This is a genomic window from Paenibacillus sp. FSL R5-0923 (genome assembly GCF_038009145.1).
Lineage (GTDB): Bacteria > Bacillota > Bacilli > Paenibacillales > Paenibacillaceae > Paenibacillus_AQ.
This window is the reverse complement of the sequence record NZ_JBBPAT010000001.1, coordinates 1,043,826-1,069,586: the sequence shown is the minus strand read 5'-3', so window position 1 is coordinate 1,069,586 and position 25,761 is coordinate 1,043,826. Positions and strand designations below refer to the sequence as shown.

Here is a 25,761-nt window from a genome sequence, read left to right as displayed (position 1 = left end):
ACAATAGATGACCGCCAGAACGGGCGGCCATCTATTATAACTATAAGTTCGGCTTGTTATTTTGCTGCCATTTCTACGATTTCGTTCGTATAAGCCTCATCTACCTTAGCAGGCTCTTTAATAACACCGAACTTTTGCGAAATATCAGCCGTTTGCTGGAACGCCGCTGCATCGGTATACCCCATCTTCGCACTATCAAAGCCCTCAGGCAGAATCAACTTGGCAACCTCGGTCATCATCGTCAATTGATGCTCCTTAGTAGTACTGCCGTCTTCTGCTTGCTTCATTACACTATCCACCGCAGCCGCAGGATCAGCAATTGCATCTTTCCAGCCCTTCAGGGAGGCACGTACAAACTTTGCCGCAGTCTCTTTGTTCTCCGCAAGCCATTCCTTATTGGCGAACAAGTTATCCTCAAGCATTGCAACGCCTTCTGTATTCATGTCGATGACATTCAGATCCTCAGCCTTAACGCCTGACTCCAGCACTACTTGGTACTCGTTGTAAGTCATCGCTGAGGCCGCATCGATCTGATCGCCCAAGAACTGATCCATCGTGAACCCTTGCTTCGTAAAGCTTAGGTCCTTATTCGGATCGAACTTATATTTATCGAATAACGCTAATAGTTCAAATTCGTTGCCACCCATCCAGTTGCCGACTTTTTTACCCTTGAGATCAGCGGCTGAGTTAATGCCAGCAGTTTTTTTGGAGACCAGGACCAATCCGCTCTTTTGATAGATTTGAGCAATTTGCACGAGTGGCATTCCCTGCTCAAGACTTGGAAGCAAGCTTGCTACCCAGCCAACACCGATATCTGCGGAGCCCCCAGCCACTTGCTGCTCTGGAACAATATCCGGACCTCCCGGCAGAATCTCTACATTTAGTCCTTCTTCCTTGTAATATCCTTTATCCTGCGCCACAAAATATCCAGCGAATTGTGCCTGCGGCACCCATTTCAGCTGTAGCTTCACTGTAACTGGATCAGCCGCTGGTTCAGCCGTAGCACTTGCCTCAGGAGCTGTAGAAGCTTCAGGGACAGTCGTAGCTTCGGCTGCCGAGTTATTATTGTTGCCACCGCAACCCGCCATTAAAGAAACACTCAACATCATCACGATTGCCAACAAACCACCACGAAATTTGCGTTTTTTCCCGTTCATCAATCGAACTCCCCCTATCGTAATTTAAGTTTGTAACAAGCACAGTATGGACAATCATCGTGGTGCGTTGTATGCATACAGCCGTGGGCGGTTTCTCTTTTCCCTTCCCACTAGGACCGGATGTAATGATGTTATAGAGCTCATTTACGTTGCGAAGGATGCCACTTGATGAACACTTTCTCAAGCCGCTCAACCACTAGGTAGAAGAGCACGCCGGCAATTGCAGCCAGCACAATACAGGACCAGCCCAGTGGCATTTTGGCAACTTTAATGGAATTGGAGAGCAGGTACCCAAGCCCTTTTGAGGAAAAGAAGAATTCGCCGACAATCGCCCCAATCATACTGGCCGTTGCGTTGATCTTCAGTGCTGTAAATACATAGGGTAAGCTATTGCGAATCCGCAGATAACGAAACACTGCCGGTTTACCTGCCGCATAGGAATGCATCAGATCCAGCGCCAATGGATCGATCGCCGCCATGCCTTTATAGGCGTTGATCGCCATCGCAGCCATTGTAGTTGCCGTTACTATGGCAATCCGCGAGCCTATCCCATCCCCGAACCACAGATTCATAATGGGCGCGAGGGCGACGATGGGCACAGCATTTAGAGCAGCAACCAAAGTTAAACTTCCACTTCCCCAGCGCGGCCAAGCTGTCGCGGCTAAAGCGATCAGGAAGCCGATAGCAGAACCAACCAACATTCCCAGCACAGCCTCAGTAAGGGTGTATCCGGTATAGGATAACAACATGCTGAAATTATCCCTCATGGTCGTGGCAATTGCTGTGGGCAACGGCAGCTGATATTTCTTCAGATCAAAGATCTTATGAAAGAATTCGAACTCCCATAGCCCAAGAAACAACACCCCCGCCAATACAGGCAGCAGCACGCCTGCGCTAAATATCCTCTTCAGGCCATGCGAGCCACCCTTACGCTTGGCAATTACCGCGGGCTTCGAGCCTGTTGCAACATTATTCTGCGTAGCCGTTAATACCGGCTGGGCCACCTCTTTACTAGTAGAGCCTATAAATGAAGTCTCCCGAACGGAGTTGGTTTCCATTAGCGGCTACCTCCTTTCGGTCGAAATTCAGGCTGCCACGGCGCCACCAAACGTTCTATCAGACTGATCAACCAGTAACTTACAATCCCCAACAAAGCGCCGACAATCACCGTAGACCAGAACATGTAGGTATGAGAGCTGCCGTAGTAGAGATTACGCAGCATGATTACGCCAATCCCGTGCTGCGCACCCATGAGCTCTACCAGGATAGCACCAGTCACTGCGAGCGGAGCAGCAATCTTAAGCCCTCCGAACAAACCCGGCAGGGCCGCTGGAAATCTGAGTTTCCAATAGACCGCCCAAGGTTTTGCCGCATAAGAATGCATTAATTCCAGCGCGGAAGGATCCACACTTCGCAAGCCGCGCAGCATATTGAGAGCCACTGGGAAGAATGTAATATAACCCGAAATAATAATCCGTGAAGTCTGCTCATCTCTCACAATCCCATAAATGATCGGCGCCAGCCCCAGGATCGGAATCATCTGCGAGGCGATAGCGTAAGGAAAAGTTAACTGCTCTATCGTCTTCGACAAGCTCATTAGCACCGCCAGTGAAGCACCAGCCACCGCACCAATCAGGAAGCCAACACCAGCATTGCCAAAGGTGGCAGCCCCCTCCTTCAGAAGCGTGCCACTATACTTCCACAGCGTGGATAGCACCTCATGAACGTAGGGCAACTTGGACTGAGCTAACGGTGTCTCCACTACATGGAGCAGCATCCAGGAGGCTCCTTCCCAAACTAGCAGCAAACCAAATATCCAGACAAACAACGGCAGCAGGCGACCCCGTACAAAGATACTGCCCCCTTTCATCCCTACACCCCTTCAAAGCTGTCGCGAATACTTGCGATCAGTTCGAAAAACTCTGGGCTGTTTCTCATTTCCGCCGTTCGTGGACGTGGCAGAGGAATTTCAACCACAGCGGATAAGCGACCTGGATGCGGGGAAAGAACAAACACCCGGTCAGAGAGGAATATCGACTCAGGAATACTATGTGTTACGAAGACAATCGTGTTCTGCACCTTGCTCCAGACAGATAACAGTTCTTCGTTCAGACGCTCACGTGTAAACTCATCCAGTGCAGAGAACGGTTCATCCATCAGTAGAATTTCCGGCTCCATCGATAGCGCTCTGGCAATCGCTACTCTTTGCTGCATCCCCCCACTAAGCTGCCAAGGGTATTTATCCGCGAAGCTCTGCAAGCCCACTAGATCAAGAAGCTCCAGCGCCCTCTCTTCACGGATCGACTTTTTAACTCCCATCAGTTCCAGTGGCAATGTGATGTTATGCTTCACCTTCCGCCAGTCATACAGCACAGGACTTTGAAAAACAATGCCATATTTCTGCGCCAGCCTTGCCTCTTTAGCACTTTTTCCAGCGACTACAATGTTCCCGCCCGTTGGCGCGATGAGATCGGCCATCAGTCTCAAAAGCGTTGTTTTGCCACATCCTGAAGGTCCGAGCAGTGAGACGAACTCCCCCTTTGCAATATCAAGACTCACCTGATGCAGTGCAAGCACTTCCGCAGCTTCTGCCCTATAGCGCATTTCAACATTTTCCAGCTGAATTTCAGGAATATTTGTCGCGAGTAATGACATCCTCAGCCCCCCCTTATCAAAATAAGCTATGCAATTAATGTTAATTAATCTGACTCACTAGAGAGTGTGTCGAGTTAAAATCTTCTGTTGTGTAGTATTAACTAACATGTTACACGCTGCTCACTGGACTCTCATTAGACAATTAGTAAAATAGCTCCCGCTAAATCACGTCATTTTGTCTAGGGGGACATTTATTCAAGTTTCAAATGAAGTGATTTTTAAATATTTGTAGATTTGTGGTAATATTTATCCATATCTTTCCTCAGTAGGAGACAATAGACCCATGGGATCTGTAATTTCGAATTATATTGTTATTGTGGCTATATCTGGTGTCCTGAGCGTTTTACTAGCCCTTTTCGCCTATTATAAAAAAACGGATTTCTTAGGAATTAGAGCCTTTGTTATAAGCTCCTTCACTTCCGCGATTTATACCTTCGGCTTCGCACTAGAACTGTCGGGCAAAACACTGGAGGAAATGAGTTTTTGGATTAAAGTAGAGTACCTGGGGATGCCTTTTATAGCGCCCGCCAGCCTTATTATGGTGATGCATTTCGTAGGGCTGGAGAGTCTAATTAAAAAGGGCATGCGAGCAGCGCTATATATAATACCGTTCATCACAACACTGATGGTGTGGACCAATGATTACCACCACCTCTTCTATAAATCCATTTATTTGCGAGACAATACGCCCTCCCCACTCGTTGATGTAGTGATGGGACCTTGGTATATCGTTCACGGCAGCTTTACTTTTGGTTGTCTACTGGCAGCTATCTGCCTTATGTTATGGCAGTGGAACCGGATGAAACGGGTATACCGGAGACAAATCGTTACCATTCTAATTGGACTAAGCCTTCCAACGTTAGGCTCTTTTTTATATTTAATGGGCCTGACTCCCTACGGGATGGATCCCGTTCCCATCATTATGAGTATCACTTCCACCCTATATATCTGGGCTATCCTATCAAGAGGTATGCTAACAGCTGCGCCTATCGCCCGTGAGAATCTGTTTGAAAGCATGCGAGATGGGGTGCTTGTCACCGATCGTTCGGACATGCTCGTCGATTACAATCGCGCAGCCGCGGATATGATAGAAGGACTTAATTCCTCGGCGATTGGTAAACCGCTGGCTCAACTGTTTCTTAATGCCGGCAAAGATGCCTTGTCCTATGTTATGGATACAGAGCCACTGCTACGTGAAGAACGGGAAGTTGCTTGGATCAAAGGAGACGAGATTTGTTACTACCAAATTCGGTCCTCTCCCGTACAGAAACAAGGGGGATACTTAGCAGGACAAATGATCATGCTGATTGACGTAACTGAACGAATACTGCTTCAAGATAAGCTGCGTCAATTGGCTACGATGGATAGTCTGACGGGGATTTATAACCGTACCTACTTTTTGGAACTGAGTCGAGGGCTTCTTGTTCAGGCCGCGAGCAATCGGAGTTCACTATCGATTATTTTGCTGGATGTAGACTTCTTCAAAAGCATTAATGATCGATTCGGACATCAATATGGAGATCAAGCCCTTCAGCACATTGTCGAGGTATGCAACAGACATATCCGGGAGGGTGACATCTTCGGACGTTATGGCGGTGAGGAATTTGTGATCTGTTTGCCAGATACGTCGCTGAAGCAAGCCGCACAACTCTGCGAAACTATCCGCGCAGATATTGAACAAAGTGTCTTGTATACGCTCATCGGGTCCATTAACGTGACTGCCAGCTTCGGAGTAGTAGAAGCCCTAAGTCCTAAAGCCACTCTAGAAGAGCTACTGTCAGAGGCTGACCATGCTCTGTACAGTTCCAAACGAAACGGACGCAATGCTGTCCACCTCTCCCAGAGATCAGAAATTACACTTTTCAAGCCTATATAAATCGCATCTTTGTCCCTCCCAGCGCATTCATCAGCCTGCCTTATTTTTCATAGTCTGTTTTTACGTTTAATAAGAGTTATCTGAAAATCTAATCAGAGTGTAGAAAAAATTCGCTTTATGGATATGGAGGCGCAAGAAATAATGAGGAACCATACAATGATGCAATTTTTTGAATGGCATGTCGCTGCGGATGGGAAACACTGGGATCGCCTAAAAGAAACAGCTTCCGCACTAAAAGCCGTAGGCATTGATTCTGTTTGGGTACCTCCTGTGACAAAGGCCGTCTCCGCCGACGATACAGGCTATGGCGTGTATGATCTATACGATCTGGGCGAATATGACCAAAAAGGTACGGTACGCACCAAATATGGCACCAAACAAGCACTGATTGAAGCCATTTCGGAATGTCAAAAAAACGGCATTGCCGTGTACGTTGATTTGGTCATGAATCACAAAGCAGGAGCGGATGAAAAGGAAGTCTTCCAGGTGATCGAGGTCGACCCTAATGACCGGATGAAAGAAATCTCCAAGCCTTTCGAGATTGAGGGCTGGACTAAATTCACCTTCCCCGGCCGCGGTGATGAACACTCTTCCTTTAAATGGAATCACAATCATTTTAACGGCACTGACTTCGACGCCAAGTCGGGGCGAACAGGTGTATTCCGTATCGCAGGCGAGAATAAAACATGGAACCAGAATGTTGATGACGAGTTCGGCAACTACGATTATCTAATGTTCGCAAATATTGATTACAGTCATCCAGAAGTCAAAAAAGAAATGATCCAATGGGGAAAATGGCTGGTGGACACGCTCCACTGCAGCGGCTTTCGCTTAGATGCCATCAAGCATATCAACCATGAGTTTGTGAAACAATTCGCGGTAGAAATGTTTAATAAATGTGAGAAGGATTTCTATATCGTGGGCGAGTTCTGGAATTCGGATTTAGAATCCTGCCGACAATTTCTAAATACCGTCGATTATAAGATCGACCTCTTCGATGTCTCCCTTCACTACAAGCTGCATTCAGCTTCCTTGGGGGGTAGAAACTTTGATTTAACCAAAATCCTCGACGACACACTGGTGCAGACCCATCCTACCAATGCTGTAACGTTCGTTGACAATCATGATTCTCAACCCCATGAAGCTCTGGAATCTTGGGTAGATGATTGGTTTAAGCAAAGTGCTTATGCACTTATCCTACTGCGACGCGATGGATATCCTGTGGTCTTTTATGGAGATTATTATGGGATCGAGGGACCTACACCTGTCGCAGGCAAAAAAGAGGCGATTGACCCGCTGCTATATACCCGCTATCACAAAGCCTATGGTGAGCAGAAGGATTATTTCGATCATCCTAACACGATTGGCTGGACACGACTCGGCGTGAAAGACATCGAACGCTCCGGCTGTGCGGTTGTGATTAGTAATGGTGAGAACGGTCAGAAAAGAATGTTCGTAGGGGAACAACGCGCGGGTGAAGCATGGGTAGATTTCACTCATAATCACAAGGCGACTATAACGATTGAAAAAGATGGCTGGGCGACCTTCCCGGTCAACGGTGGCAGCGTATCTGTCTGGGCTCTGCCTGATACAGAAGCTGGCGAAAAATAAGAGTGGTGCTATTTAAATATAGATGAGGCTGCCCTCGAAAGTAGTGAATGCTGCTTACGGGACAGCTTCATCTATTTTATGGAATAGTCCAAGTAAAGATCTCACTTAACCATTAAACCTTTTCAGATTGGGTAATGATGGCAGACGATGATGAGGATATGCATGCGGGAATGTGCGGTGGGCGTTTTTGCGGTGGGCAGAGTGGGTTTAACACTAATTAGGGAAAAGCTCCCTAAAAATATTCGATATTCGCTTATAATCAACGAAATTAGGGAATTCCTCCCTAAAAATTAGGGTAATGCCTTGATTTCCCACCAAATCAGATGAATTTTAGGGATATTTTCCCTAATTATAAATCTAATGACCAGTAATCTTAGAATTTCAGGGAGAAATTCCCTAATTGTTGTATTGATGTTTCACTCAAACCATCATTTCAAACTTCAATTAACCTTCAACGCAAAAAAAGGGTCGTACCCAAGTAGCTAAAACTACTTTGAGACGGCACCCTCTTCTTTGGTTAGGTCAATGTACATAGAGACTTCACGCACGTCTCACTCTACTCCTCCGCCCTAGGATGGCGGGATACTAACCTCACCAGATCGAGTGTTAAGATCGGCAATGCTATAGAAGCCGGATAAGCCAAGTAACGCGGTTCCCACTCCGGGCTGAATTTTTCTTTATAGCGGCGAAGTCCGACAAAGCCGTACCAATGCCCCCCTCTTTTAAATACGAGATGGGCCAGCTTCTCCTCTTTCAAGGCCCCAGCATTCTCACCCACACTGGACAGCGGGGCATTACCTAGATTGAATCGATGATATCCCTTAGATTTCGCCCATTCTAGCAAACGAACAAATAAATAATCCATCGTTCCGTTCGGCACATTCTTTCGATGGCGCATCAAATCAATCGATAAGGTCATACCCTGATCATACCCGTGTGCAATCGAAGCAAATGCCAGTATCGTCCCTTGGGCATTCCTCAGGAGCACGATTGGAGCCAGCTGTAGATAGGCCTCGTTAAACCAACCCAGCGAATACCCTTTTTCGGTGCGCCCATTCAACCATTCGTTCGAAACGGATCGCAGCTCTCGTAGCAAATCTTCAGCGTGCGGTGCTTCTACAACTTCGAAGGCATAGCCTTCCCGTTCGAAACGGTTGCATACGCTTCGCAAATCACTGTTCTTTTTGCCACTGAGCGTAAAGGTATCGAGCGTTACTAATGCCTCTTCCCCCAGCTTAAAAAAGCGATATCCCTGCTCATGATAGATCGATAAGAAATCAGGTGTGGCCTGATAAAAAACTACGACCAGACCGTACTTATCTGCAGCTTGTCTAAATTCACTGATTGCCTCATTCATGAGACTTCTCTCTCCCAATGGATCACCAAGGACTACAAGCTTATCCCTAACCCTAGCGAAAGCGAGCAACACCTTGCCTTCTTGCGCCCAGAAGAAGCTTTTATCACCCAAAAACAGCATATGAGTTAGGGCATTGCCTTGAACTTCACCTAGGAAGTTTTTCAGCCTTGCCATATCAAAATTTCCGAATAACTCCTCCGGTTTACGATGGGGTCTAAGGGTGATCAGCAAAGTAAGAATGATCCAAGAGAAAGCTAGTCCCCCTACGGCTGTAAAAGCAACATGACTATGCCGCTGTAGCCACTCTGGCTCTACACCGGGCGGGAGATGCTTCAGAAATCCACGATGGACATGGCTGCCCAATAGATAATAGCTTAGGGCAATTACTGAAGTAAGCGCAAGCCACCAAATCGTACTCTGTCTGCTTACGGGAGCACTGATCCGGTAGAACCGAGATCTGGAGATCCACAGAATGAGTGCAACGAGGAGCAGAAACAGCGCCTCTTCATAATCAAAGCCTTTAGCCACCGCAAACACAGACCCGGAAAATAATAAAATGCTGGTCCAGATGTACGCGCTACGAACCCGTAATGTAATGCCTCTCGACAACAAAATGAGCATAAAGCCAATAAGTACAGATAAATGATGTGAGAGCTGCATGATCGAGAATGACAATATTTCCTCTGTAATCTTCAGTCTGTACAACAATCCGGGCGTAGCTGTTGATAGTAAGAGAATAAGCCCGCTAGCTAGTACAAGCTTGCCTAGAGCCCACACACCAAGATCGCTCAGAAAGGTATACTGACCCGGCCAACCCCAAATCCTCTGCCAAATGTTAAGAGCGGGTTCGAACCCTGGAGCTGAACGATCTTGACCCTTTTTTCCCTGCAGACCAAATTCCAGTGCCGCCAGCACCAATCCGATCAGCCATGGAATGAGATAATAGAACAATCTAAAAATAACAAGCACTGCCATGGCCTGATCACTTTTAAATCCAAGCTGCGTAAGACCCAGCAATGCAATAAGGTCAAAAGCACCGATACCACCAGGCGCCATACTCAAGATGCCTGCGATAGCAGCAATCGTAAAGATGCCGAATATAACTGGAAAATGCACCTCGTGCAAGAGATGACTACTGATTGTCCAAAACGTTACGCCAGCAAAACTCCATTCCAGAAAGGAGGCACCTACAGAGGCAACTACTGTAAGCCAGGGTGTTCTACCTTGTCCCCGGTTAATCCACTTTGCATAAAGAGCAGAGCGCTGTACAAACACAAAAAACGGCAAATAAAGCGCCATCCCCCATACCGCAAATACTAACCAATGATGCTCTTCCAGCAACGCCGTTGCCGGGAGTAAACCAAAAATATTTGCCCAAGAAAGTAAAGATAACCCGGTAATCATGAGTGGTGATAAAAATACGATTGCCGGCGTTAGGACGGAAGTTGACACTCCGCTTTTTTTGTACATCAACGTCCTTAAACCCACTCCAGCCAGACCTGCAAAACCAATTAAATTATTAAATGTATTAGCTATCCAAGCATAACGGAAGGTGTCCCACAGCCCTACTTTTAAACGAAAATGTGCTCGTATCAAATAATCATAAGCACTCATTACAGCTACTGCGAGAAGTGCAAATCCGATCATTTGCAAAACGGCAGATGTAGGCACTCTTCTTAGCTCACGCATAATAAGTCCTAAATGAACCTGCTTCAGCTCATGTTGCCCCTCCCAATACACCAGCGCTATGATAGCTACTGGAAAGAGGGCTCTCACCGCCCGAATCCGATAGATGGTTAAGAACAGCCTTACAATTTTGAATCTTTCTAATGTTTGTTGTTTTGATTGCATTAGGCCACCTACCCTTACCGCCGACACACGTTGTGCTAGACAATTTTTACAACCATTTCATTATAACAATTATTGGAATAAAAAACCCATGATAATCAACACCTACTACATTAGACTGCCAGCACAGCCCTAATCCCTGCAATAGTTAAAAAATGTTAGTGAAATTCTATTTAGCTAAAGAACATTGAGACTGTAGTTTACACATAAAATTGCACAACAAAAAGGACATCCCTCACGGCAAAGGATGTCCTCTCTGTTATGTAGCACGGGTTTAACTAGCGTTTATACTCGAATATCAAATCTGCCTTTACTATCCGTTGTTGCGGTAGCGATCTCTTGCGGGCTTGCTGCAGCAAGCGCATTGTTCGCAGGTTTGGCAGGCGCCTCTACACCACTGCCTGCGGTGGAAGCACTGCTCTGAGAATTCTGCGAGATTTGTGCCTCGATGGTCTTAATCTGTTGCTCAATTTGCTTCGTTTTCGTTTCCTTGGTCTTGTCATCGTCTGAGCTGGCATTAATCTTGTCTAGTTCAGCTTCCAGCTTCGCTTTTTGTTTCTCAAGCGTACTGGTATCTGTAGCGCTAGATGTCGAGGTAGTATACGATGTGGAACCTGAGACTGCGGATATACTCATGGTCATCCCTCCCTTCCTTACCTCCAATATAATCCTTTTGCAAGTAAGGAACGTTAAGACCCGCTGAAAGTTTGCTGAAAGTACTCCATGCTAGGTTACAACGAGAGACTGCTAGGAGCTTGCTTTTCCTCGTCTAACAAGCAGCAGATAAGATAGAATCGAGAGAATTCCTGTACATGCCATCACAATCGCCATCGGAAGTGCGGATTCAACTCCCCCAAGACCCACAAGTGGCGCTACACAGCTACCTAGCAACAGGGGTATTAATCCGATTAACGCCGAGGCACTGCCTGCAGTTTCGCCTTGATCTTGCATCGCCAGTGAGAAGCTGGTCGCTCCGACAATCCCTACACTGGAGACAACCGCAAATAGACAGATCAGAATAGGGATCAGTCCTCCTCCTACTAGAACCGTTAGCAGTAGCAAGATGCCCCCCATCGTACAGAGCAATAGTCCACTAAGTAGCAGCTTAGTCTCACTTACCTTTCCAGCAAGTCTACCGGCTATTTGGCCAGTAATAATAATCCCGATCCCATTCACTGCAAAGATCAGACTATATACTTGCGGGGTAACCGCAAAAATATTTTGCAATACAAAAGAAGAACCTGAGATATACGCGAACATAGATGCCGTAACGAAACCTTGAGACAAGGCATAACCCATAAACTTACGGTTGCCCAGCAATACCCGGAAGGTAAGCAATGTACCCTTCAGTCCACTCTTAGAGCGGCGCTCCTTCGGCAGCGTCTCCGGCAAGCGCAATAAAATAGTTAAACAAAAAATAATTCCGGCAGCAAATAATACGAGGAATATCCCTTGCCATGTAGTCACTCTTAACAGCTGGCCCCCAATAACTGGTGCTAATATCGGTCCGAGACCATTCACAATCATCAATAGTGAGAAGAACTTCGTGAGTTCAGAGCCACTATATAAATCACGAACAGCCGCTCTAGAGACAACCACCCCCACTGAGCCAGCAAGGCCTTGAATAAACCGCAAAACGATCAGTAGTCCAATCGAAGGACTAAAGGCACATAGCACTGAGGAAACGGCGTAGATGAACATACCTATAAGCAGCGGACGACGGCGACCATATACATCACTCAGCGGTCCAGCGACCAACTGACCTGAAGCAAGCCCCAGCAAAAAGAAGGTCAGACTAAGCTGCACTAAAGCAGCGGTCGTACCGAAATCCGAGACAAGCGTAGGCAGTGCCGGCAAATACATATCAATCGACAACGGGCCGATCGTTGTAATGGAGCCGAGAATCACAGCCAACTGTAATCTCTGCTTCCGTGAGGGTCCATCTGCGGCAAGCTTATTACCATTTTGAATTCCAATCATGATCCTTACTTCAACCTTTCTAAAGCAACCCTTGGGCCTTTTTTTGTATTCTTCATACTAACGTAAAGGAAGTAAATTGATCAATCCTTTTATGAAGGGCTACGAGCGCTTGTGTAACAAAAATAACCGCCATTCGGCGGTTATTCTGATTGTTTTATGCATTTGTAGATGTGCTGCGCATTTGCAACCAATCTCTAGCGGCTTCAGCCTCAGCAACACTCAGGCGATGACCTTGGTTGCCCCAGTGTGTTGTAACCTCTGCGCCTGCCTTCTGAAAAATAATCTCCAAATCCTCAGTCTCCGAAGAAGCGATAAGCGGATCATTTGTGCCTGCTCCGATGAAGATAGATACTCCTTCCAGTGAAGGAAGCGTAATATTCCGAAGCGGTACCATCGGATGCAGTAGAATTGCAGCGCGGAAAACATCCTTATAATGGAACAGCAGGCTACCTGCAATGTTCGCACCGTTAGAGTAACCCACGGCTACCAGATTGTTGGCATTGAAACCATATTGCGCTGCGGCTTCATCCAGAAACTGCTTGATCTCGTGAGTACGGAAGATTAGATCTGCTTCATCGAATACCCCTTCGGCTAACCGTCGGAAGAACCGCGGCATACCATTCTCCAGCACATTCCCTCTGATGCCTAGCACCGATGAATCAGGAGATAACAACCCGGCAAGCGGCAGCAAGTCCTGCTCATTGCCTCCAGTCCCGTGAAATAATACAAGCGTGGGTTTCGTTACATCTTTACCTTTATGGAATACATGAATCATCCCTGCTTCACCTCAATTTCTCTTATTTGAAAAGGACTTAAATTTTCTTCGATAGCCGCACGATGCGGTTCATACCAAGATGGCAGCATCAGCTTCTCACCCAGGGCATCCACTGCTTCATCACGGGCAAAGCCCGGAGGATCCGTAGCAATCTCGAAGAGGATTCCACCTCTTTCGCGGAAATAGATCGCATTAAAGTATTGGCGGTCTTGAACCGGTGTTGGATGATGTCCATGACTCTGTACATGACGCCCCCATTCCAGCTGCTCAGCGTCATCTTGTGCACGCCATGCGATATGGTGAACGGTGCCTGTACCTCCTGCTCCTTGCGGAACCGGTGTTGTCTTCAGATCAATAATATTACCCAAATCGCCAGTAGTTCTATAACGACTATATCCGTCTCCATCAGCGATATGCTTCATTCCCATCGTATGGACAAGCGTTTCTGCAGTTTGCAGCGGATTGTTGCTGTAGAGCACAGCACCACCGAACCCTTTGATAGCATGCTCGGTTGGAACCCCTCCGAAAGACCATTTACTAAGAGGTCCTTCCTCACGTTCCACCAGTTCAATGCGCAATCCGTCATAATCAGCAAAGGATAGATAAGATTCCGAGATTCTATGCTTAAGAGTAACCGGAATTTGATATGCAGCAAGACGCTGTTCCCAGAATGACAGAGAGCCCACTGGTACTGCGTAAGTCGTTACGCCAACTTGCCCACTGCCGATTCTGCCTTTACGACCAATAGGTGAAGGGAAAAAGGTAATAATCGTTCCCGGAGCACCTACTTCATTCCCAAAATATAAATGATAAACTTCCGGAGCGTCAAAATTAATCGTCTTCTTCACAAGCCGTAGTCCTAGAATACCGGCGTAGAAGTCAACGTTGCGCTGAGCATCTCCAACAAAAGCGGTAATATGATGAATTCCTGCAGTTTGAAGTGTCATAATAATAAACCTCCTTCTTAATTAAAAATCAATGCATCCAGAGAAATCGAACCCGGCCCCGTAAGTGCTATACCTGCCGCAACCACCAATACCGTAAGCGGAAACTCGATACCGTTCGAAGTAGACCAGAAGCCATTCGGCGCATGCACCTTAACGATAGCCCCCAACATTGTGGCTACAATCAACACCGCTGCAACAGGCGTCAGCAGTCCTGCCGCGAACATGAATCCACCTATCAGCTCCAATAGTCCTGCCAATACCGCCATCGTAACGCCCGGTTTAATACCGATGGACTCCATCCAGCCACCAGTGCCCTTCGGGCCATACCCACCAAACCATCCAAATAGCTTTTGTGCACCATGTCCTATGAACGCAATCCCGATCACTAATCTCATCAATAATATTCCTAGACTTATCATTTCTAACCCACTCCAATTTCCTTTGATTTAATTATCTTAACATTAAGATATATGATAAAAATTTTTGTCTTCCAGAGGCAAGAAGCAGCGAACTGCTTCCCACCTTATAGAAGCGCCCTTCATAACGATGTTTCAGCGCTCCTATACACCTTTGCCTAGCTTCTTCAGTAATTCAATCGCCTGACCCTTCTCATCCTGATCCAGTCCACGCATCAAATCATGAATCGAATCCACATGACGCGGGAAAATCTTATCGAACAGCTCACGCCCTGCATCCGTAATCTCCGCATAGGTCACGCGTCTGTCCTCACTACACGGCACACGTTTCAGCAGACCTTTCTTCTCCAGCTTGTCGATATTATAGGTGATGCTTCCACTCGTAACGAGAATCTTCTCCCCGATCTGTTGTAGTGGAATACGGGTCCGGTGATACAGCACCTCAAGCACCATGAACTCGGCAGATGCCAGCCCATAACTCTTCATATCCTTCACAGCTTGATCCATCAAGCTTCTGTAAGCCTTAGATAATACAACAAATAACTTTAAAGAAGACGCCTGATCCATCTCCGTAGTATTCTCTGTATTACGAACATTCTCTTCGGTATTACTCATCATTCCCACCTCCAGTTTGACAGCGATGTTGTTCAATATAAAGTAAATGTCTTTACATTAAATATCTTTAAGTTAAGATAACTATACTTCCTCACACTACCTTTGTCAACCTTGCCACTCCAAAAAGATAACATAAGGTGCTTAACGAGCTGTTAATGTTCTTTCTACGACTTTTTAAGAGCGTGATGAAAATCACTCTAAGTTTGACCTGACCCTTAAAACGGCGTATTCTTGTCTTTACGAATGACTATTTAGTAAGCGATTTCACTTCTCTCAAAGGAGGCAACCTGATGGTGGAGGAACAAGCTGGTGCGCGGCGCGTGCTGATCGTAACAGCTGTAGCCGCAGAGCGAGAGGCGGTCCTGCGCGGCCTACAAGGCAGCGACAGGTTCCATGTGATTGCTGCCGGCGCAGGTACGGCAGCAGCGGCGGCGGGAACCGCCGCGGCACTCGCAGCCGGATCTTACGGCTGCGTAATCAGCGCCGGGATCGGCGGCGGATTCCCGGGGGTGGCACCTTTAGGCTCGCTGGTCGTTGCCAGCGAGATGATTGCCGCCGACCTCGGGGCCGAGACGCCGGAGGGCTTTCGCAGCGCTGCCGAGCTTGGCTTCGGCAGCGTGTCCGTGCCGGCTGACCACGGCACGGTACAGGCAGTTTCGGCCGCGCTGGCAGCAGCCGGACTGACCGTAAGCACGGGGACCGTGCTTACGGTCTCGACGGCGACCGGCACCGCGGAGACGGCCGCCGCCCTCATCGCGCGGCATCCCGGTGCCGTCGCGGAAGCGATGGAAGGCCACGGAGTTGCCGTGGCCGCTGAGGCGCTAGGGCTCCCGGTACTGGAGCTCCGCGCCATCTCGAACCCGGTCGGTCCCCGCGACCGGGCCGCCTGGAAGATCGGCGATGCAATGGAAGCATTAACGGCGGCAGCCGCTATACTATTGGAGGTGCTGTAATGACAACTGAGCTTAATATCGCTTTTTCCCCTTGCCCTAACGATACCTTTGTATTCCATGCCTGGGCACACGGGCTTGTCCCGAATGCACCACAGCTTAATGTAACTTATGCCGACATTGATATTACCAACACGCTTGCTGCTAATGGAGAGGGACCTGAAGTCCTTAAAATCTCCTATGCCGCTCTACCTTGGGTTCTTGAGCGCTACAAATTGCTGCCATGCGGCGGCGCACTGGGTCGTGGCTGCGGGCCGTTGCTTCTTACAGCAAGTGGCCCAACCGCGATTAAACGTCCCGAGAAGCTAGCTGGACGCCGAATTGCCGTACCTAGCGAACGTTCTACCGCTTATCTGCTCTTCAGATTATGGGCAGCACAGCATATAACGGGAGGGATTGGCGAAATCGTCGTCATGCCTTTCGATGAGATCATGCCTGCCGTACGCGATGGACATATCGACGCTGGACTGGTAATTCACGAAGCCCGTTTTACTTACGCATCTTATGGTCTTAATATGCTGACTGACCTGGGCAGCTGGTGGGAAAGCGATACCGGACTGCCGATTCCACTCGGCGCGATCATTGCTCGCCGCGATCTGGATGCCGATGCCATCACTGGCTGGATTCGCAGCTCTCTACAATATGCGTGGGTTCATCCTACCGATTCTAGAGATTATGTGCTTAGCCACGCTCAAGAGCTGGCTCCAGAAGTGGCTAAATCACACATTGATCTCTATGTGAACGACTTCTCGATGAATCTAGGCGATGACGGCTACGCTGCAATCACCTCCTTACTAAATCGTGCTGCAGCAGAAGGACTTGTACCTGCCATCGATCCTGCATTACTTCGGTAGCATTTGCTAGACGTTCTTAGCGCACTTTAAAACTAGACATAACCCACAATCCCCGGTACACCATAAGGTGTTCTCCGGGGATTTTTGTTTGAAATATAAGAAAGTATAAGTTTCACACCATACTTTATGTCTTATATTTCTCGCTTAAACACTTGCCGTCCTTATAAGGACGCCGAAGGCATTTATGCTTGTTCTGAGTAACATTCCCCGCGATTGCTTCGATCCATTATTTGGCATGGCGAAGCGATGGCTATACAATAGACCTATAAATAGGTTCTATGAAGGAGGATCACATGATACCTGAAAACAATAGCAAACAAAACATCGATCGATTTCTCGGCTTTCAAGAGGACTATGACCGTTACCGTCCTGAAGCTCCTGGCATGATCATCAAGCTGCTGACCGACTACTTAGGCAGCACACCTTCAGTCGTCGCAGATATAGGCTGCGGCACGGGCTTGTCTACTTTTCTGTGGAAGGATGTCGCGGACAACGTAATTGGTATTGAACCGAATCCAGATATGCTGGGAAAAGCAATCGATAAATTAAGCCGGATAGAAGATCCTCAATCCATCACTTTTGTACAAGGTTATTCTAACCAGCTTCCACTTGCAGTGGACAGCGTAGACATAGTGACCTGCTCACAGTCATTCCACTGGATGGATCCTGAAAGCACACTTCGAGAAATCTCCCGGGTCTTGAGAACAGGTGGTGTCTTCGCTGCCTACGATTGCGACTGGCCTCTCCCCCTTCAACAGAAGGTAGAAGAACGTTACAACCAACTGATCTCCAAATCCGAGGAACTGCTCGCCTCACTCTTACCTGATGCTGAGAGAGCACATAAATGGGACAAAGAAGGGCATTTGTCACGGATTCAGGCTAGTGGAGCTTTCTCTTTTGCAAGAGAGATCGTATTTCATAATCTTGAGTCCTGCGATGCACAGCGCTATGTTGGACTCGCTCTAAGCCAAGGGGGTATAAGAACCGTTCTGAAGCAAGACGCTACCCTACTCAATCAGGACATTGCAGATTTCAGCACTGCAGTTGAAGACCATTTTCAAGGACGCACCTTAGAGGTACTGATCAGCTACCGAATGAGAATTGGCATCAAATAATTTCCGCCCTTAAGCGCAAAGAACGCCCCGATTTTCCTTATAGGAGGAAAGTCGGAGCGTTTTCTTATTTTATTTGACTTCTTCCATGAACAAATTTAGGTTCTCAACGATTTCCTTAGATCTGGAATGGTGTAAATAATGTCCGCCTTCGAATGTCATCACTTTTCCATGCATAGATTCCTTAACTTGCCCTTCATGCAGAGGAATCCAATCTTTCACGGTTGTATTATTCGCTTGTATAAAGAATATAATGGGAAGGTTCTTGTCGAATTTCAACCCTCTGGCTGCGACAAAGTTAGGATATATATGTTCCATTTCATTTAAGGTAGTGGAATTATTCATATTTTTGAGCGATATCAATTTCATTTGTTTTTTGGTCTCATCATCAAATGGCAGTCCATCATAAGGGTCACCGCTTAATTGCAATCCCAATCTAATGATACCTGAGTCTTTGAGCAGCTTTAATTTTTTTATCGGGAATTTAACATCCATACCGCCTTGCTCAGGAACACTACTATCAACCCCTACAAATGCACTCACTTCGTTTGGATATTTCTTCGCATATTCCAATCCGTAAATACCTCCAATGGAGTGACCCATTAGAATATATTGGTCAATGTTTAGATTCTGTACGGCTTCATGAACCTCACTTATGATATTCGCTGTAGTTCGTTCCTTATCGGTCTCATCACTTAATCCATACCCAAACGGCTCAACCGCGACCACTTTGTAAAATGGTGATAACTCATCAATCAACGGCTTAAAATCAAGTGCTGGCGCTCCAGTTCCAAAGCCCGGGATAAGTACAATAGTCTGCTTCCCTTGTCCTTGGATCAAAACATTCATACTTTTTCCGTCAACAGGAACTAACTGACCATATTGATGTATTTTTTTCTGATCAGATTTGTTGCTAATCACATTAACTGTATAAACAACAGCTAGAAAAAGCACGATCAAAATCACTATTGCTCCTAATATTTTAAGCAACAAGTTACGTACTTTATGCTTTTTCTTTTCATTCCCCGTTTTTATTACCTCTGTTTGTGTCACCCTCATCTTCTCCTGTCCTAATCTATTTATTATGTCGCCTTAACGTTTCGCTAATGAGATCTTAACCAACGATGATGTACTCCTCATGACCACAATATGAACTAAATATGAATAGGCAAAAAAAAATACTACGGCAGCCAAGCAAGAAATCTTACCTGTGCTACCGTAGTATGAACAATGAGGCGCGCGTTCAACCCCTCGCAAAATATCCTTGAACGATAATTATTCTGTCGGCACTATAATTGGTAAGGTGACGATGAAGGTCGTTCCTTGGCCAGGTTCGCTTTCCACTCGGATATCCCCTTTATGAAGCGATACGATCTGTTTAACAATGGCTAGTCCCATCCCGCTACCGCCATACTTGCGACTGTGAGAACGATCAGCTTTAAAGAAGCGTTCAAATATACGTTCTTGGTCCTCGGGAGAAATACCAATGCCAGTGTCGGATATTCGGACGATTACATTGTCCAAATCTTGTTTGATGCTGACGTTAATCACACTGTCATCCTTGGAGAACTTGATGCTATTTCCAAGGAGATTCGTCCACACCTGACTTAACAGATCATGGTCTGCCCATACGATTACTGATTTCAAATCAAGTTCAAAACTAATGTTGCGTGCCGACCATTGGGGCTGTATCGCCACGATTACACGTCTGATCTGTTCGTCAAGACTGAACGTGATAAGCCGCAGTTGTTGGGATTGCGATTCAAGCAAGCTCAGCTTTAACAAACTATCGCTCATCTTGGACATCCGCTCCGCTTCAGCAATAATAATGTCGAGATAACGATTCCGTTCATCCTCTGTGAGGGCTACTTTCTTGAGCGCAATAGCATAACCAGATATCGAGGTAAGCGGAGACTGAACCTCATGCGACACATTCGTTACGAACTCCCTACGCATTTGCTCAAGGTGCTGCAGATCGTGCATCATTTCCTCGAAGCTATTAGCCAAGGTACCTAACTCACCCATCTGCTTAATATTCAATTCGACATTAAAATCCCCAGTTGCTATACGCCTAGTTGCCTTTGTAAGCCTTTTGATCGGTCTCACTAAGAACATAGAAGCGACCAGTATCAATACGCTTCCCGTTATTAACGAATACGCCAAAAAATTAAATAGCAGATTCCTCGTAGAAGACAAAGTAGGAGGCACAATCGGCTCCACAAACATCGCCTTCGTTCCCATTTCAGTTTTCAAAGGTAGTCCTAAGAGGTTGGAAGAACCTATACTCGGTTTAACTTGAACAGCTTCACCAGCCAATACTTTCTTCAGTTGCTCCCTAGTCACGGTAACAGGGCTCTCTCCATTAAGCACTCCGTAAGACTGGTACTGACCGTTCTCATCGTAAATTCGAATATGGTAGGAATCAAGCTGCTTCATTCCACTTATAAGAACATCCGCTTCACGTGATGGTAAGGTTTCGTATATCCGGGCGATGTCCTGACCAAAGCGAAGTAAGGGAATTCGCAGGTTTTCGTTTAATTTATCTTGAAATACCCAGGTTGTCACAAATAGAGAAATCAGTGTGCCTCCGATCACGGAGACTAGAAAGGTCAGAACAACACGTGTATATAACGATTTGATCATTCGTAAACCTCAAGCCGATAGCCAAGCCCCCGCACCGTCTCGATTCGAAAATCGGGTGTAGTCGCAAACCGTTCGCGTAGACGTTTAATATGTACGTCTATCGTTCGATCATCTCCAGCGTAATCAATCCCCCAGATCTGATCGATTAGCTGCTCGCGCGTATAGACTTGTCCGGGTGTTCCAGCGAGCTTATACAGCAATTCGAACTCCTTGAGTGGCAACGTGAATGACTCTGTTCCTCTCATCACCTTATAGGTTTGCCGATCAAGGACGACGTTGCCGAACTGGATCGTCTGAGTGGAACCAATCTTGTATCGCTTCAATAAGGATCTAACACGAACCGTCAACTCCAGCGGATCGAATGGCTTCGTCAAATAATCGTCTGTCCCCAGTTCGAAGCCCTTCACCTTCTCCCAGGTTTCACCTCTCGCAGTTAGCATAAGTAAGGGAAGATCCGGATTGGCTTTTCGGAGCTCTTTACATAACGTCCACCCATCCATAATCGGCATCATGATATCGAGTACAACAAGATCAACCTGCTTTGAGGCGTAAACGGCTAACGCTTCTTTGCCGTCTGCAGCTTCGGCTGTATCAAATCCGTCGTTACGTAGAAATAAACAGACGAGTTCGCGAATGTTCGCGTCGTCGTCAGCAACTAGTATAGTAGGCATTCGTACCCTCTTTTCCTGTTATCCATCCTAGCCATTATACTACAATATACTTCCAGCCAAGAAGGAACGCCTTCGGCATCATTTAAAGGGTGATGATCGTTTCACGAAAGCGCAAAACTTATACTTTCTTATCTTTCAAAAAAGAGCGTCTAACACGGTAATCCGCATGTAGACGCTCTTGAAGTCGTTTGACTTTACCTCCAAACGACTTACTTTTTATTCATCTTAAACTTCAGGAAGAGCTCATTGTAATGAGCAAGCATCCGTTTGCCAAGATTATCATACACCTCAAGCCGATCCGTAATCTCAGCAGGCGGGTAGAAACGGGTATCCTCGGAAGTTTCCTTCGGAAGTAGCTCCAGCGCAGGGATGTTAGGTGTGGAATAACCTACGTATTCTGCATTCTTAGCCGCTACATCTGGGCGAAGCATGAAGTTAATGAACTTATGAGCTCCATCCACATTATCCGCAGTTCGTGGAATGACCATGTTATCAAACCACTTGTTCGAGCCTTCCTCAGGCACTACATAATCCAATTTATCATTCTCATCCATGATCTCAGAAGCATCACCGGACCACACAATCCCAACAGCAGCCTCTTCATTGGCAAGCAGCATCTTGATCTCATCTCCGACAATCGCCTTAACGTTAGGAGACAGCCTATTCAGCTTGGTCAGCGCTTCTTGCAGGTGAGCCTCATCCCGGTCATTAACCGAATAGTGCAGGCTGTTCAAAGCCATACCCATTACTTCGCGTGCTCCATCCACCAAGAAAATGTTGTTCTTCAGCCTGCTGTCCCAGAGGGAATCCCAGCTGGTGAAATCCATCCCTTTGGTCATCTCCGGATTGAAGATAATTCCGACGGTTCCCCAGAAGTAAGGCACGGAATACTTGTTGCCAGGATCGAAGGAAAGGTCCATAAACCGCGGATCAATATTCTTTAGATTCGGAACCTTGCTATGATCCAGCGGTATGAGCAAATTTTCTTCTTTCATCTTAGCAATGGCGTAATCCGAAGGAATTACGACATCAAAAGTAGTTCCACCCTGCTCCACTTTAGTTAGCATAGCTTCATTAGAGTCAAAAGTTTGGTAAATGACCGTTAATCCGGTCTCTTTTTCAAATTCCTTCAACAGATCAGGATCGACATAGTCGCCCCAGTTATAGATAGTCAGTGTATTCCCACCGGAATAGCCCTCTCTCGAGTTCATCCAGGAGCCCAAGTACATTAGAGCAAATGCCGTGATCATGATCGCCAAAAAAGCATTTACCAGCTGTTTCATCTAGGCACCCCCGCTTCCGCCACTGGCTCCGCCACAGCTTCCGAGGTATTCTGACGGTTCTTCTTAAGGGTCAGGAAGTAATAACCGACAACGAGCAGTATCGTGAACAGGAAGATCAGTGTCGATAGCGCATTAATGGATAACGACACCCCTTGCCGAGCTCTGGAATAAATCTCAACCGATAGCGTCGAATAACCATTACCCGTTACGAAGAACGTAACTGCAAAGTCATCCAGTGAATACGTAAGTGCCATGAAGAATCCACTAAAGATCCCCGGTTTGATAATCGGCAGAATAACCTTAGTCAGAACATCCTTGCGGCTTGCGCCGAGGTCACGTGCGGCATCCGTCAGTGAAGGACTCATATCCTGTAAATGCGGCAGAATCATCAACACGGCAATCGGCACACTGAACGCGACATGCGAAAGCAGGACGGACACGAAGCCAAGCTTGATGCCTGCAATGGTGAACAGGATCAGGAACGATGCACCGATAATGACATCCGGACTAACGATCAACACGTTGTTCAGAGATAACAAGGTGTTTTTAGCACGGCGGTTCTGTACACTCTTAATGGCCAATGCACCAATAATAGCGATAAGCGTGGCGATAGCCGAGGACAGAAGCGCGATTACAAGCGTGTTGATCATGATGATAATCAGACGTGTATCCTGAAGGACCTCACGGTAGTAATCCAGCGTAAAGCCCTCGAACTTGTGCATCGTCCCCCCGCTGTTGAACGAATAGTACATCAGATAGAAGATTGGCGCATACAGAACAGCGAACACTAGCACTAGGTACAGATTGGAGAACCCGTTTTTATTTCTCATTCCGCACCCCTTTCCGCGATCCGCCGGTAATAATCATAAACAGCGCCATAATAGCAATCAGAAACACTGCGACCGTGGAGCCCATGCCCCAGTCCTGTGTGACCAGAAAATGCTGCTCAATCGCAGTACCGAGTGTAATGACCCTGTTGCCTGCAATCAGACGAGTAATCATAAACAGGGACAGCGCTGGTATGAATACCGCCATACAACCGGAACGTACACCCGAAATGGTCAATGGAAAAATAACGCGCCGGAACGTCGTCCAGCCTGAAGCACCCAGATCACGTGCCGCATCCAGCAAGGATAAATTAAGATCCTCCAAAGCGCTGTAGATCGGCAAGATCATGAATGGGATAAAGATATACACAGATACAAATACAAAGCTGAAGCCCGTAAACAAAATTTGCTGTTCTCCGATTCCAAGCAGATCAAAGAAATTGTTGATTGGTCCGAACGTACCAAATATGCCGATAAAAGCGTAAGTTTTTAGCAGCAAATTAATCCATGTCGGTAAAATAATCAGCAATAACCATAGCTGCTTATGCTTCGTTCTCGTCAACAGATATGCCGCCGGATAGGCGACCAGCAAAGAGAATGCTGTAATCAAAAACGCATACCAGAATGAGGTCAGCGTCATTTTTAAGTACACAGGTGTAAAGAAGTTCACGTAGTTATCTAGCGTAAGATGCCCATCCAGATCAAATAGAGAATAATAGATGACAAGCAGCACTGGTGCGATTACAAACAAGGCGATCCACAGGTAATAAGGGATGAGATAATACGATCTGCCCTTATTCTTCATGACTCTCCACCTCGCCGTAAGCTTCCAGACGTTTGTCGAACTCTTCCTCCGTTTCACCAAAACGCATAACATGAATCGCTTCCGGATCAAAATAAAGGCCAATTTCACTACCTACCGTAGCCTTACGTGTAGAATGCACAAGCCATTCATGTCCGGATTCATCATAACAACTGATTTCATAGTGGACACCCCGGAACAACTGGGAATCCACTCGCACACGTAGCTTACCCTGTTCCAGTGTTGAAATTTCCAAATCCTCGGGGCGTATAACAATCTCCACAGATTCGTTTGGTTTAAGACCAGCATCAAAACATTCAAAGCGGCGCCCGTTAAACTCCACCAGATAGTCTTCAATCATAACACCCGGAACAATGTTGGACTCGCCAATAAAATCAGCCACGAAACGGTTAATTGGCTCATCATAGATATCATTAGGTGTTCCGCTTTGTTCTATTTTTCCTTTGTTCATGACAAAAATCCAGTCGGACATCGCGAGTGCCTCTTCCTGGTCATGTGTAACAAAAATAAAAGTAATGCCAAGTCGTTGCTGCATTTCACGCAGTATGTACTGCATCTCTGTTCGCAGCTTCAGATCGAGCGCAGATAGCGGCTCGTCCAGCAAAAGAACCTGCGGCTCATTCACAATCGCACGAGCAATAGCCACGCGCTGACGTTGACCACCAGACATTTCGTTAATGGCACGCTGCTCGTAGCCCACAAGGTTAACGAAACTTAGCGCTTCCTGCACCTTCTTCGTGATGACGTCTTTCTTAAGCTTCTTAATGCGCAGTCCGAAAGCCACATTCTCGAATACGTTCAGGTGTGGAAACAATGCGTAATCCTGAAATACCGTATTGACCTGCCGCTCATTGGCTGGAATGTGGTTGATCACTTTACCGTTTAAATAGATAGAACCGCTTGTTGGCTCTGCGAAGCCAGCGATCAATCGTAGAATAGTCGTTTTACCACAGCCTGATGGACCAAGTAGTGTATAGAATTTGCCGCGCTCTATCTCAAAGCTGACTCCTTTTAACACCGGATCTTCGTCGTCATATTGCTTGGTAACCTCTTCAAATGAAATAATGGTGCCTTCCTGAATAGCTATAGCTAACAACCTCCCTGCCTAAAGTATCACAATACTATTTTACCCGCATCTCGCGGAGAACAATCGAATGGGCATGCTCAGCGCTAATAAGCGACAATTCCTCCTCTCATTCGACACTCCAATAGATATAGCATATTAGATTGTACCATTATATGCGATAGCTTACATGGATAAGGAATGCGTAAACTTAACAACTTTGTAAAATATCCAGTCCTCCAAGCCTTTTTTAAGGTGTTATAATGAAAACGAACTGAAAGACCAGACAGTTTTTTCA

Annotated in this window: 23 protein-coding genes; 5 read left to right on the top strand and 18 right to left on the bottom strand. The window is 46.6% G+C overall.

All coding sequences use genetic code 11. The features are described from left to right. Nucleotides 1-56: 56 nt before the first annotated feature. The 4 genes from MKX35_RS04780 to MKX35_RS04765 all read right to left on the bottom strand — a co-directional run bounded on the left by MKX35_RS04780 (nt 57) and on the right by MKX35_RS04765 (nt 3,812). Nucleotides 57-1,157, bottom strand: coding sequence for an ABC transporter substrate-binding protein (locus tag MKX35_RS04780; protein WP_076297962.1), 1,101 nt, complete (start codon nt 1,155-1,157; stop codon nt 57-59). 140 nt (nt 1,158-1,297) lie between these two features. Further along, nucleotides 1,298-2,215: an ABC transporter permease gene (locus MKX35_RS04775; protein ID WP_081382668.1), complete on the bottom strand. Its 918-nt coding sequence runs from the start codon at nt 2,213-2,215 to the stop codon at nt 1,298-1,300. Next, a complete protein-coding gene (locus MKX35_RS04770; protein ID WP_076284891.1) occupies nt 2,215-3,027 on the bottom strand; it encodes an ABC transporter permease in 813 nt (270 codons plus the stop codon). Before MKX35_RS04770 ends, MKX35_RS04775 begins: the two co-directional genes overlap by 1 nt. A 2-nt stretch (nt 3,028-3,029) precedes the next feature. After that, nucleotides 3,030-3,812: an ABC transporter ATP-binding protein gene (locus MKX35_RS04765; protein ID WP_076284892.1), complete on the bottom strand. Its 783-nt coding sequence runs from the start codon at nt 3,810-3,812 to the stop codon at nt 3,030-3,032. 283 nt (nt 3,813-4,095) lie between these two features. Here MKX35_RS04765 and MKX35_RS04760 point away from each other — a divergent pair, with 283 nt between their 5' ends. Both MKX35_RS04760 and MKX35_RS04755 read left to right on the top strand, forming a co-directional pair. Beyond that, nucleotides 4,096-5,688 (top strand): histidine kinase N-terminal 7TM domain-containing diguanylate cyclase, encoded by a 1,593-nt coding sequence (locus MKX35_RS04760; RefSeq protein ID WP_076297963.1) that lies wholly within the window; start codon nt 4,096-4,098, stop codon nt 5,686-5,688. Between the two features lie 138 nt (nt 5,689-5,826). Beyond that, nucleotides 5,827-7,299 (top strand): alpha-amylase, encoded by a 1,473-nt coding sequence (locus tag MKX35_RS04755; RefSeq protein ID WP_076298125.1) that lies wholly within the window; start codon nt 5,827-5,829, stop codon nt 7,297-7,299. Nucleotides 7,300-7,855: 556 nt separating this feature from the next. Here MKX35_RS04755 and mprF read toward each other — a convergent pair. The 7 genes from mprF to MKX35_RS04720 form a co-directional block, all read right to left on the bottom strand. Beyond that, the gene (mprF, locus tag MKX35_RS04750; protein WP_076284894.1) at nt 7,856-10,507 is read right to left on the bottom strand and encodes a bifunctional lysylphosphatidylglycerol flippase/synthetase MprF; all 2,652 of its coding nucleotides are present in this window, start codon (nt 10,505-10,507) and stop codon (nt 7,856-7,858) included. Between the two features lie 282 nt (nt 10,508-10,789). Then, complete coding sequence (locus MKX35_RS04745; RefSeq protein ID WP_076297964.1) at nt 10,790-11,140, bottom strand: FlxA-like family protein; 351 nt, start codon at nt 11,138-11,140, stop codon at nt 10,790-10,792. Nucleotides 11,141-11,251: 111 nt separating this feature from the next. Continuing rightward, a complete protein-coding gene (locus MKX35_RS04740; RefSeq protein WP_076297965.1) occupies nt 11,252-12,484 on the bottom strand; it encodes a multidrug effflux MFS transporter in 1,233 nt (410 codons plus the stop codon). Between the two features lie 154 nt (nt 12,485-12,638). Continuing rightward, entirely contained in the window at nt 12,639-13,259 is a 621-nt protein-coding gene (locus MKX35_RS04735) for an alpha/beta hydrolase (protein WP_076297966.1), read from the bottom strand. Then, on the bottom strand, nt 13,256-14,206 hold the full coding sequence (locus tag MKX35_RS04730) for a ring-cleaving dioxygenase (RefSeq protein ID WP_076297967.1): 951 nt from the start codon (nt 14,204-14,206) through the stop codon (nt 13,256-13,258). Before MKX35_RS04730 ends, MKX35_RS04735 begins: the two co-directional genes overlap by 4 nt. A gap of 17 nt (nt 14,207-14,223) precedes the next feature. Then, nucleotides 14,224-14,625: a DoxX family protein gene (locus MKX35_RS04725; protein ID WP_076297968.1), complete on the bottom strand. Its 402-nt coding sequence runs from the start codon at nt 14,623-14,625 to the stop codon at nt 14,224-14,226. Between the two features lie 141 nt (nt 14,626-14,766). After that, nucleotides 14,767-15,237, bottom strand: coding sequence for a MarR family winged helix-turn-helix transcriptional regulator (locus MKX35_RS04720; RefSeq protein ID WP_081382669.1), 471 nt, complete (start codon nt 15,235-15,237; stop codon nt 14,767-14,769). 290 nt (nt 15,238-15,527) lie between these two features. Between MKX35_RS04720 and MKX35_RS04715 the strand changes: the two genes are divergently transcribed. From MKX35_RS04715 to MKX35_RS04705, 3 genes are all read left to right on the top strand, one after another. Beyond that, complete coding sequence (locus tag MKX35_RS04715; protein WP_076297970.1) at nt 15,528-16,190, top strand: futalosine hydrolase; 663 nt, start codon at nt 15,528-15,530, stop codon at nt 16,188-16,190. Beyond that, nucleotides 16,190-17,041, top strand: coding sequence for a 1,4-dihydroxy-6-naphthoate synthase (locus MKX35_RS04710; protein ID WP_076297971.1), 852 nt, complete (start codon nt 16,190-16,192; stop codon nt 17,039-17,041). The genes MKX35_RS04715 and MKX35_RS04710 overlap by 1 nt, the downstream gene beginning before the upstream one ends. 293 nt (nt 17,042-17,334) lie before the next feature. Continuing rightward, entirely contained in the window at nt 17,335-18,156 is an 822-nt protein-coding gene (locus tag MKX35_RS04705) for a class I SAM-dependent methyltransferase (protein WP_076297972.1), read from the top strand. A 69-nt stretch (nt 18,157-18,225) separates the two neighbouring features. On the opposite strand, the gene MKX35_RS04700 is transcribed toward MKX35_RS04705, so the two are convergent. From MKX35_RS04700 to MKX35_RS04670, 7 genes are all read right to left on the bottom strand, one after another. Continuing rightward, nucleotides 18,226-19,206 (bottom strand): alpha/beta hydrolase, encoded by a 981-nt coding sequence (locus MKX35_RS04700; RefSeq protein ID WP_076297973.1) that lies wholly within the window; start codon nt 19,204-19,206, stop codon nt 18,226-18,228. Between the two features lie 222 nt (nt 19,207-19,428). Beyond that, entirely contained in the window at nt 19,429-20,796 is a 1,368-nt protein-coding gene (locus tag MKX35_RS04695) for a sensor histidine kinase (protein WP_076297974.1), read from the bottom strand. Beyond that, on the bottom strand, nt 20,793-21,467 hold the full coding sequence (locus MKX35_RS04690; protein ID WP_076297975.1) for a response regulator transcription factor: 675 nt from the start codon (nt 21,465-21,467) through the stop codon (nt 20,793-20,795). Before MKX35_RS04690 ends, MKX35_RS04695 begins: the two co-directional genes overlap by 4 nt. 209 nt (nt 21,468-21,676) lie before the next feature. Then, complete coding sequence (locus MKX35_RS04685; protein WP_076284904.1) at nt 21,677-22,750, bottom strand: ABC transporter substrate-binding protein; 1,074 nt, start codon at nt 22,748-22,750, stop codon at nt 21,677-21,679. After that, a complete protein-coding gene (locus MKX35_RS04680; RefSeq protein ID WP_042131492.1) occupies nt 22,747-23,580 on the bottom strand; it encodes an ABC transporter permease in 834 nt (277 codons plus the stop codon). Before MKX35_RS04680 ends, MKX35_RS04685 begins: the two co-directional genes overlap by 4 nt. Continuing rightward, the gene (locus tag MKX35_RS04675) at nt 23,570-24,382 is read right to left on the bottom strand and encodes an ABC transporter permease (protein ID WP_042192705.1); all 813 of its coding nucleotides are present in this window, start codon (nt 24,380-24,382) and stop codon (nt 23,570-23,572) included. The genes MKX35_RS04680 and MKX35_RS04675 overlap by 11 nt, the downstream gene beginning before the upstream one ends. Beyond that, nucleotides 24,372-25,481, bottom strand: coding sequence for an ABC transporter ATP-binding protein (locus MKX35_RS04670; protein WP_042194671.1), 1,110 nt, complete (start codon nt 25,479-25,481; stop codon nt 24,372-24,374). Before MKX35_RS04670 ends, MKX35_RS04675 begins: the two co-directional genes overlap by 11 nt. Nucleotides 25,482-25,761: the final 280 nt, after the last annotated feature.

Bases quoted from the DNA above. Each gene is read 5' to 3' on its own strand.
- MKX35_RS04780 (WP_076297962.1), bottom strand. From the start codon at position 1,157: ATGAACGGGAAAAAACGCAAATTTCGTGGTGGTTTGTTGGCAATCGTG.
- MKX35_RS04775 (WP_081382668.1), bottom strand. From the start codon at position 2,215: ATGGAAACCAACTCCGTTCGGGAGACTTCATTTATAGGCTCTACTAGT.
- MKX35_RS04770 (WP_076284891.1), bottom strand. From the start codon at position 3,027: ATGAAAGGGGGCAGTATCTTTGTACGGGGTCGCCTGCTGCCGTTGTTT.
- MKX35_RS04765 (WP_076284892.1), bottom strand. From the start codon at position 3,812: ATGTCATTACTCGCGACAAATATTCCTGAAATTCAGCTGGAAAATGTT.
- MKX35_RS04760 (WP_076297963.1), top strand. From the start codon at position 4,096: ATGGGATCTGTAATTTCGAATTATATTGTTATTGTGGCTATATCTGGT.
- mprF (WP_076284894.1), bottom strand. From the start codon at position 10,507: ATGCAATCAAAACAACAAACATTAGAAAGATTCAAAATTGTAAGGCTG.
- MKX35_RS04745 (WP_076297964.1), bottom strand. From the start codon at position 11,140: ATGAGTATATCCGCAGTCTCAGGTTCCACATCGTATACTACCTCGACA.
- MKX35_RS04740 (WP_076297965.1), bottom strand. From the start codon at position 12,484: ATGATTGGAATTCAAAATGGTAATAAGCTTGCCGCAGATGGACCCTCA.
- MKX35_RS04735 (WP_076297966.1), bottom strand. From the start codon at position 13,259: ATGATTCATGTATTCCATAAAGGTAAAGATGTAACGAAACCCACGCTT.
- MKX35_RS04730 (WP_076297967.1), bottom strand. From the start codon at position 14,206: ATGACACTTCAAACTGCAGGAATTCATCATATTACCGCTTTTGTTGGA.
- MKX35_RS04725 (WP_076297968.1), bottom strand. From the start codon at position 14,625: ATGATAAGTCTAGGAATATTATTGATGAGATTAGTGATCGGGATTGCG.
- MKX35_RS04720 (WP_081382669.1), bottom strand. From the start codon at position 15,237: ATGAGTAATACCGAAGAGAATGTTCGTAATACAGAGAATACTACGGAG.
- MKX35_RS04715 (WP_076297970.1), top strand. From the start codon at position 15,528: ATGGTGGAGGAACAAGCTGGTGCGCGGCGCGTGCTGATCGTAACAGCT.
- MKX35_RS04710 (WP_076297971.1), top strand. From the start codon at position 16,190: ATGACAACTGAGCTTAATATCGCTTTTTCCCCTTGCCCTAACGATACC.
- MKX35_RS04705 (WP_076297972.1), top strand. From the start codon at position 17,335: ATGATACCTGAAAACAATAGCAAACAAAACATCGATCGATTTCTCGGC.
- MKX35_RS04695 (WP_076297974.1), bottom strand. From the start codon at position 20,796: ATGATCAAATCGTTATATACACGTGTTGTTCTGACCTTTCTAGTCTCC.
- MKX35_RS04690 (WP_076297975.1), bottom strand. From the start codon at position 21,467: ATGCCTACTATACTAGTTGCTGACGACGACGCGAACATTCGCGAACTC.
- MKX35_RS04685 (WP_076284904.1), bottom strand. From the start codon at position 22,750: ATGAAACAGCTGGTAAATGCTTTTTTGGCGATCATGATCACGGCATTT.
- MKX35_RS04680 (WP_042131492.1), bottom strand. From the start codon at position 23,580: ATGAGAAATAAAAACGGGTTCTCCAATCTGTACCTAGTGCTAGTGTTC.
- MKX35_RS04675 (WP_042192705.1), bottom strand. From the start codon at position 24,382: ATGAAGAATAAGGGCAGATCGTATTATCTCATCCCTTATTACCTGTGG.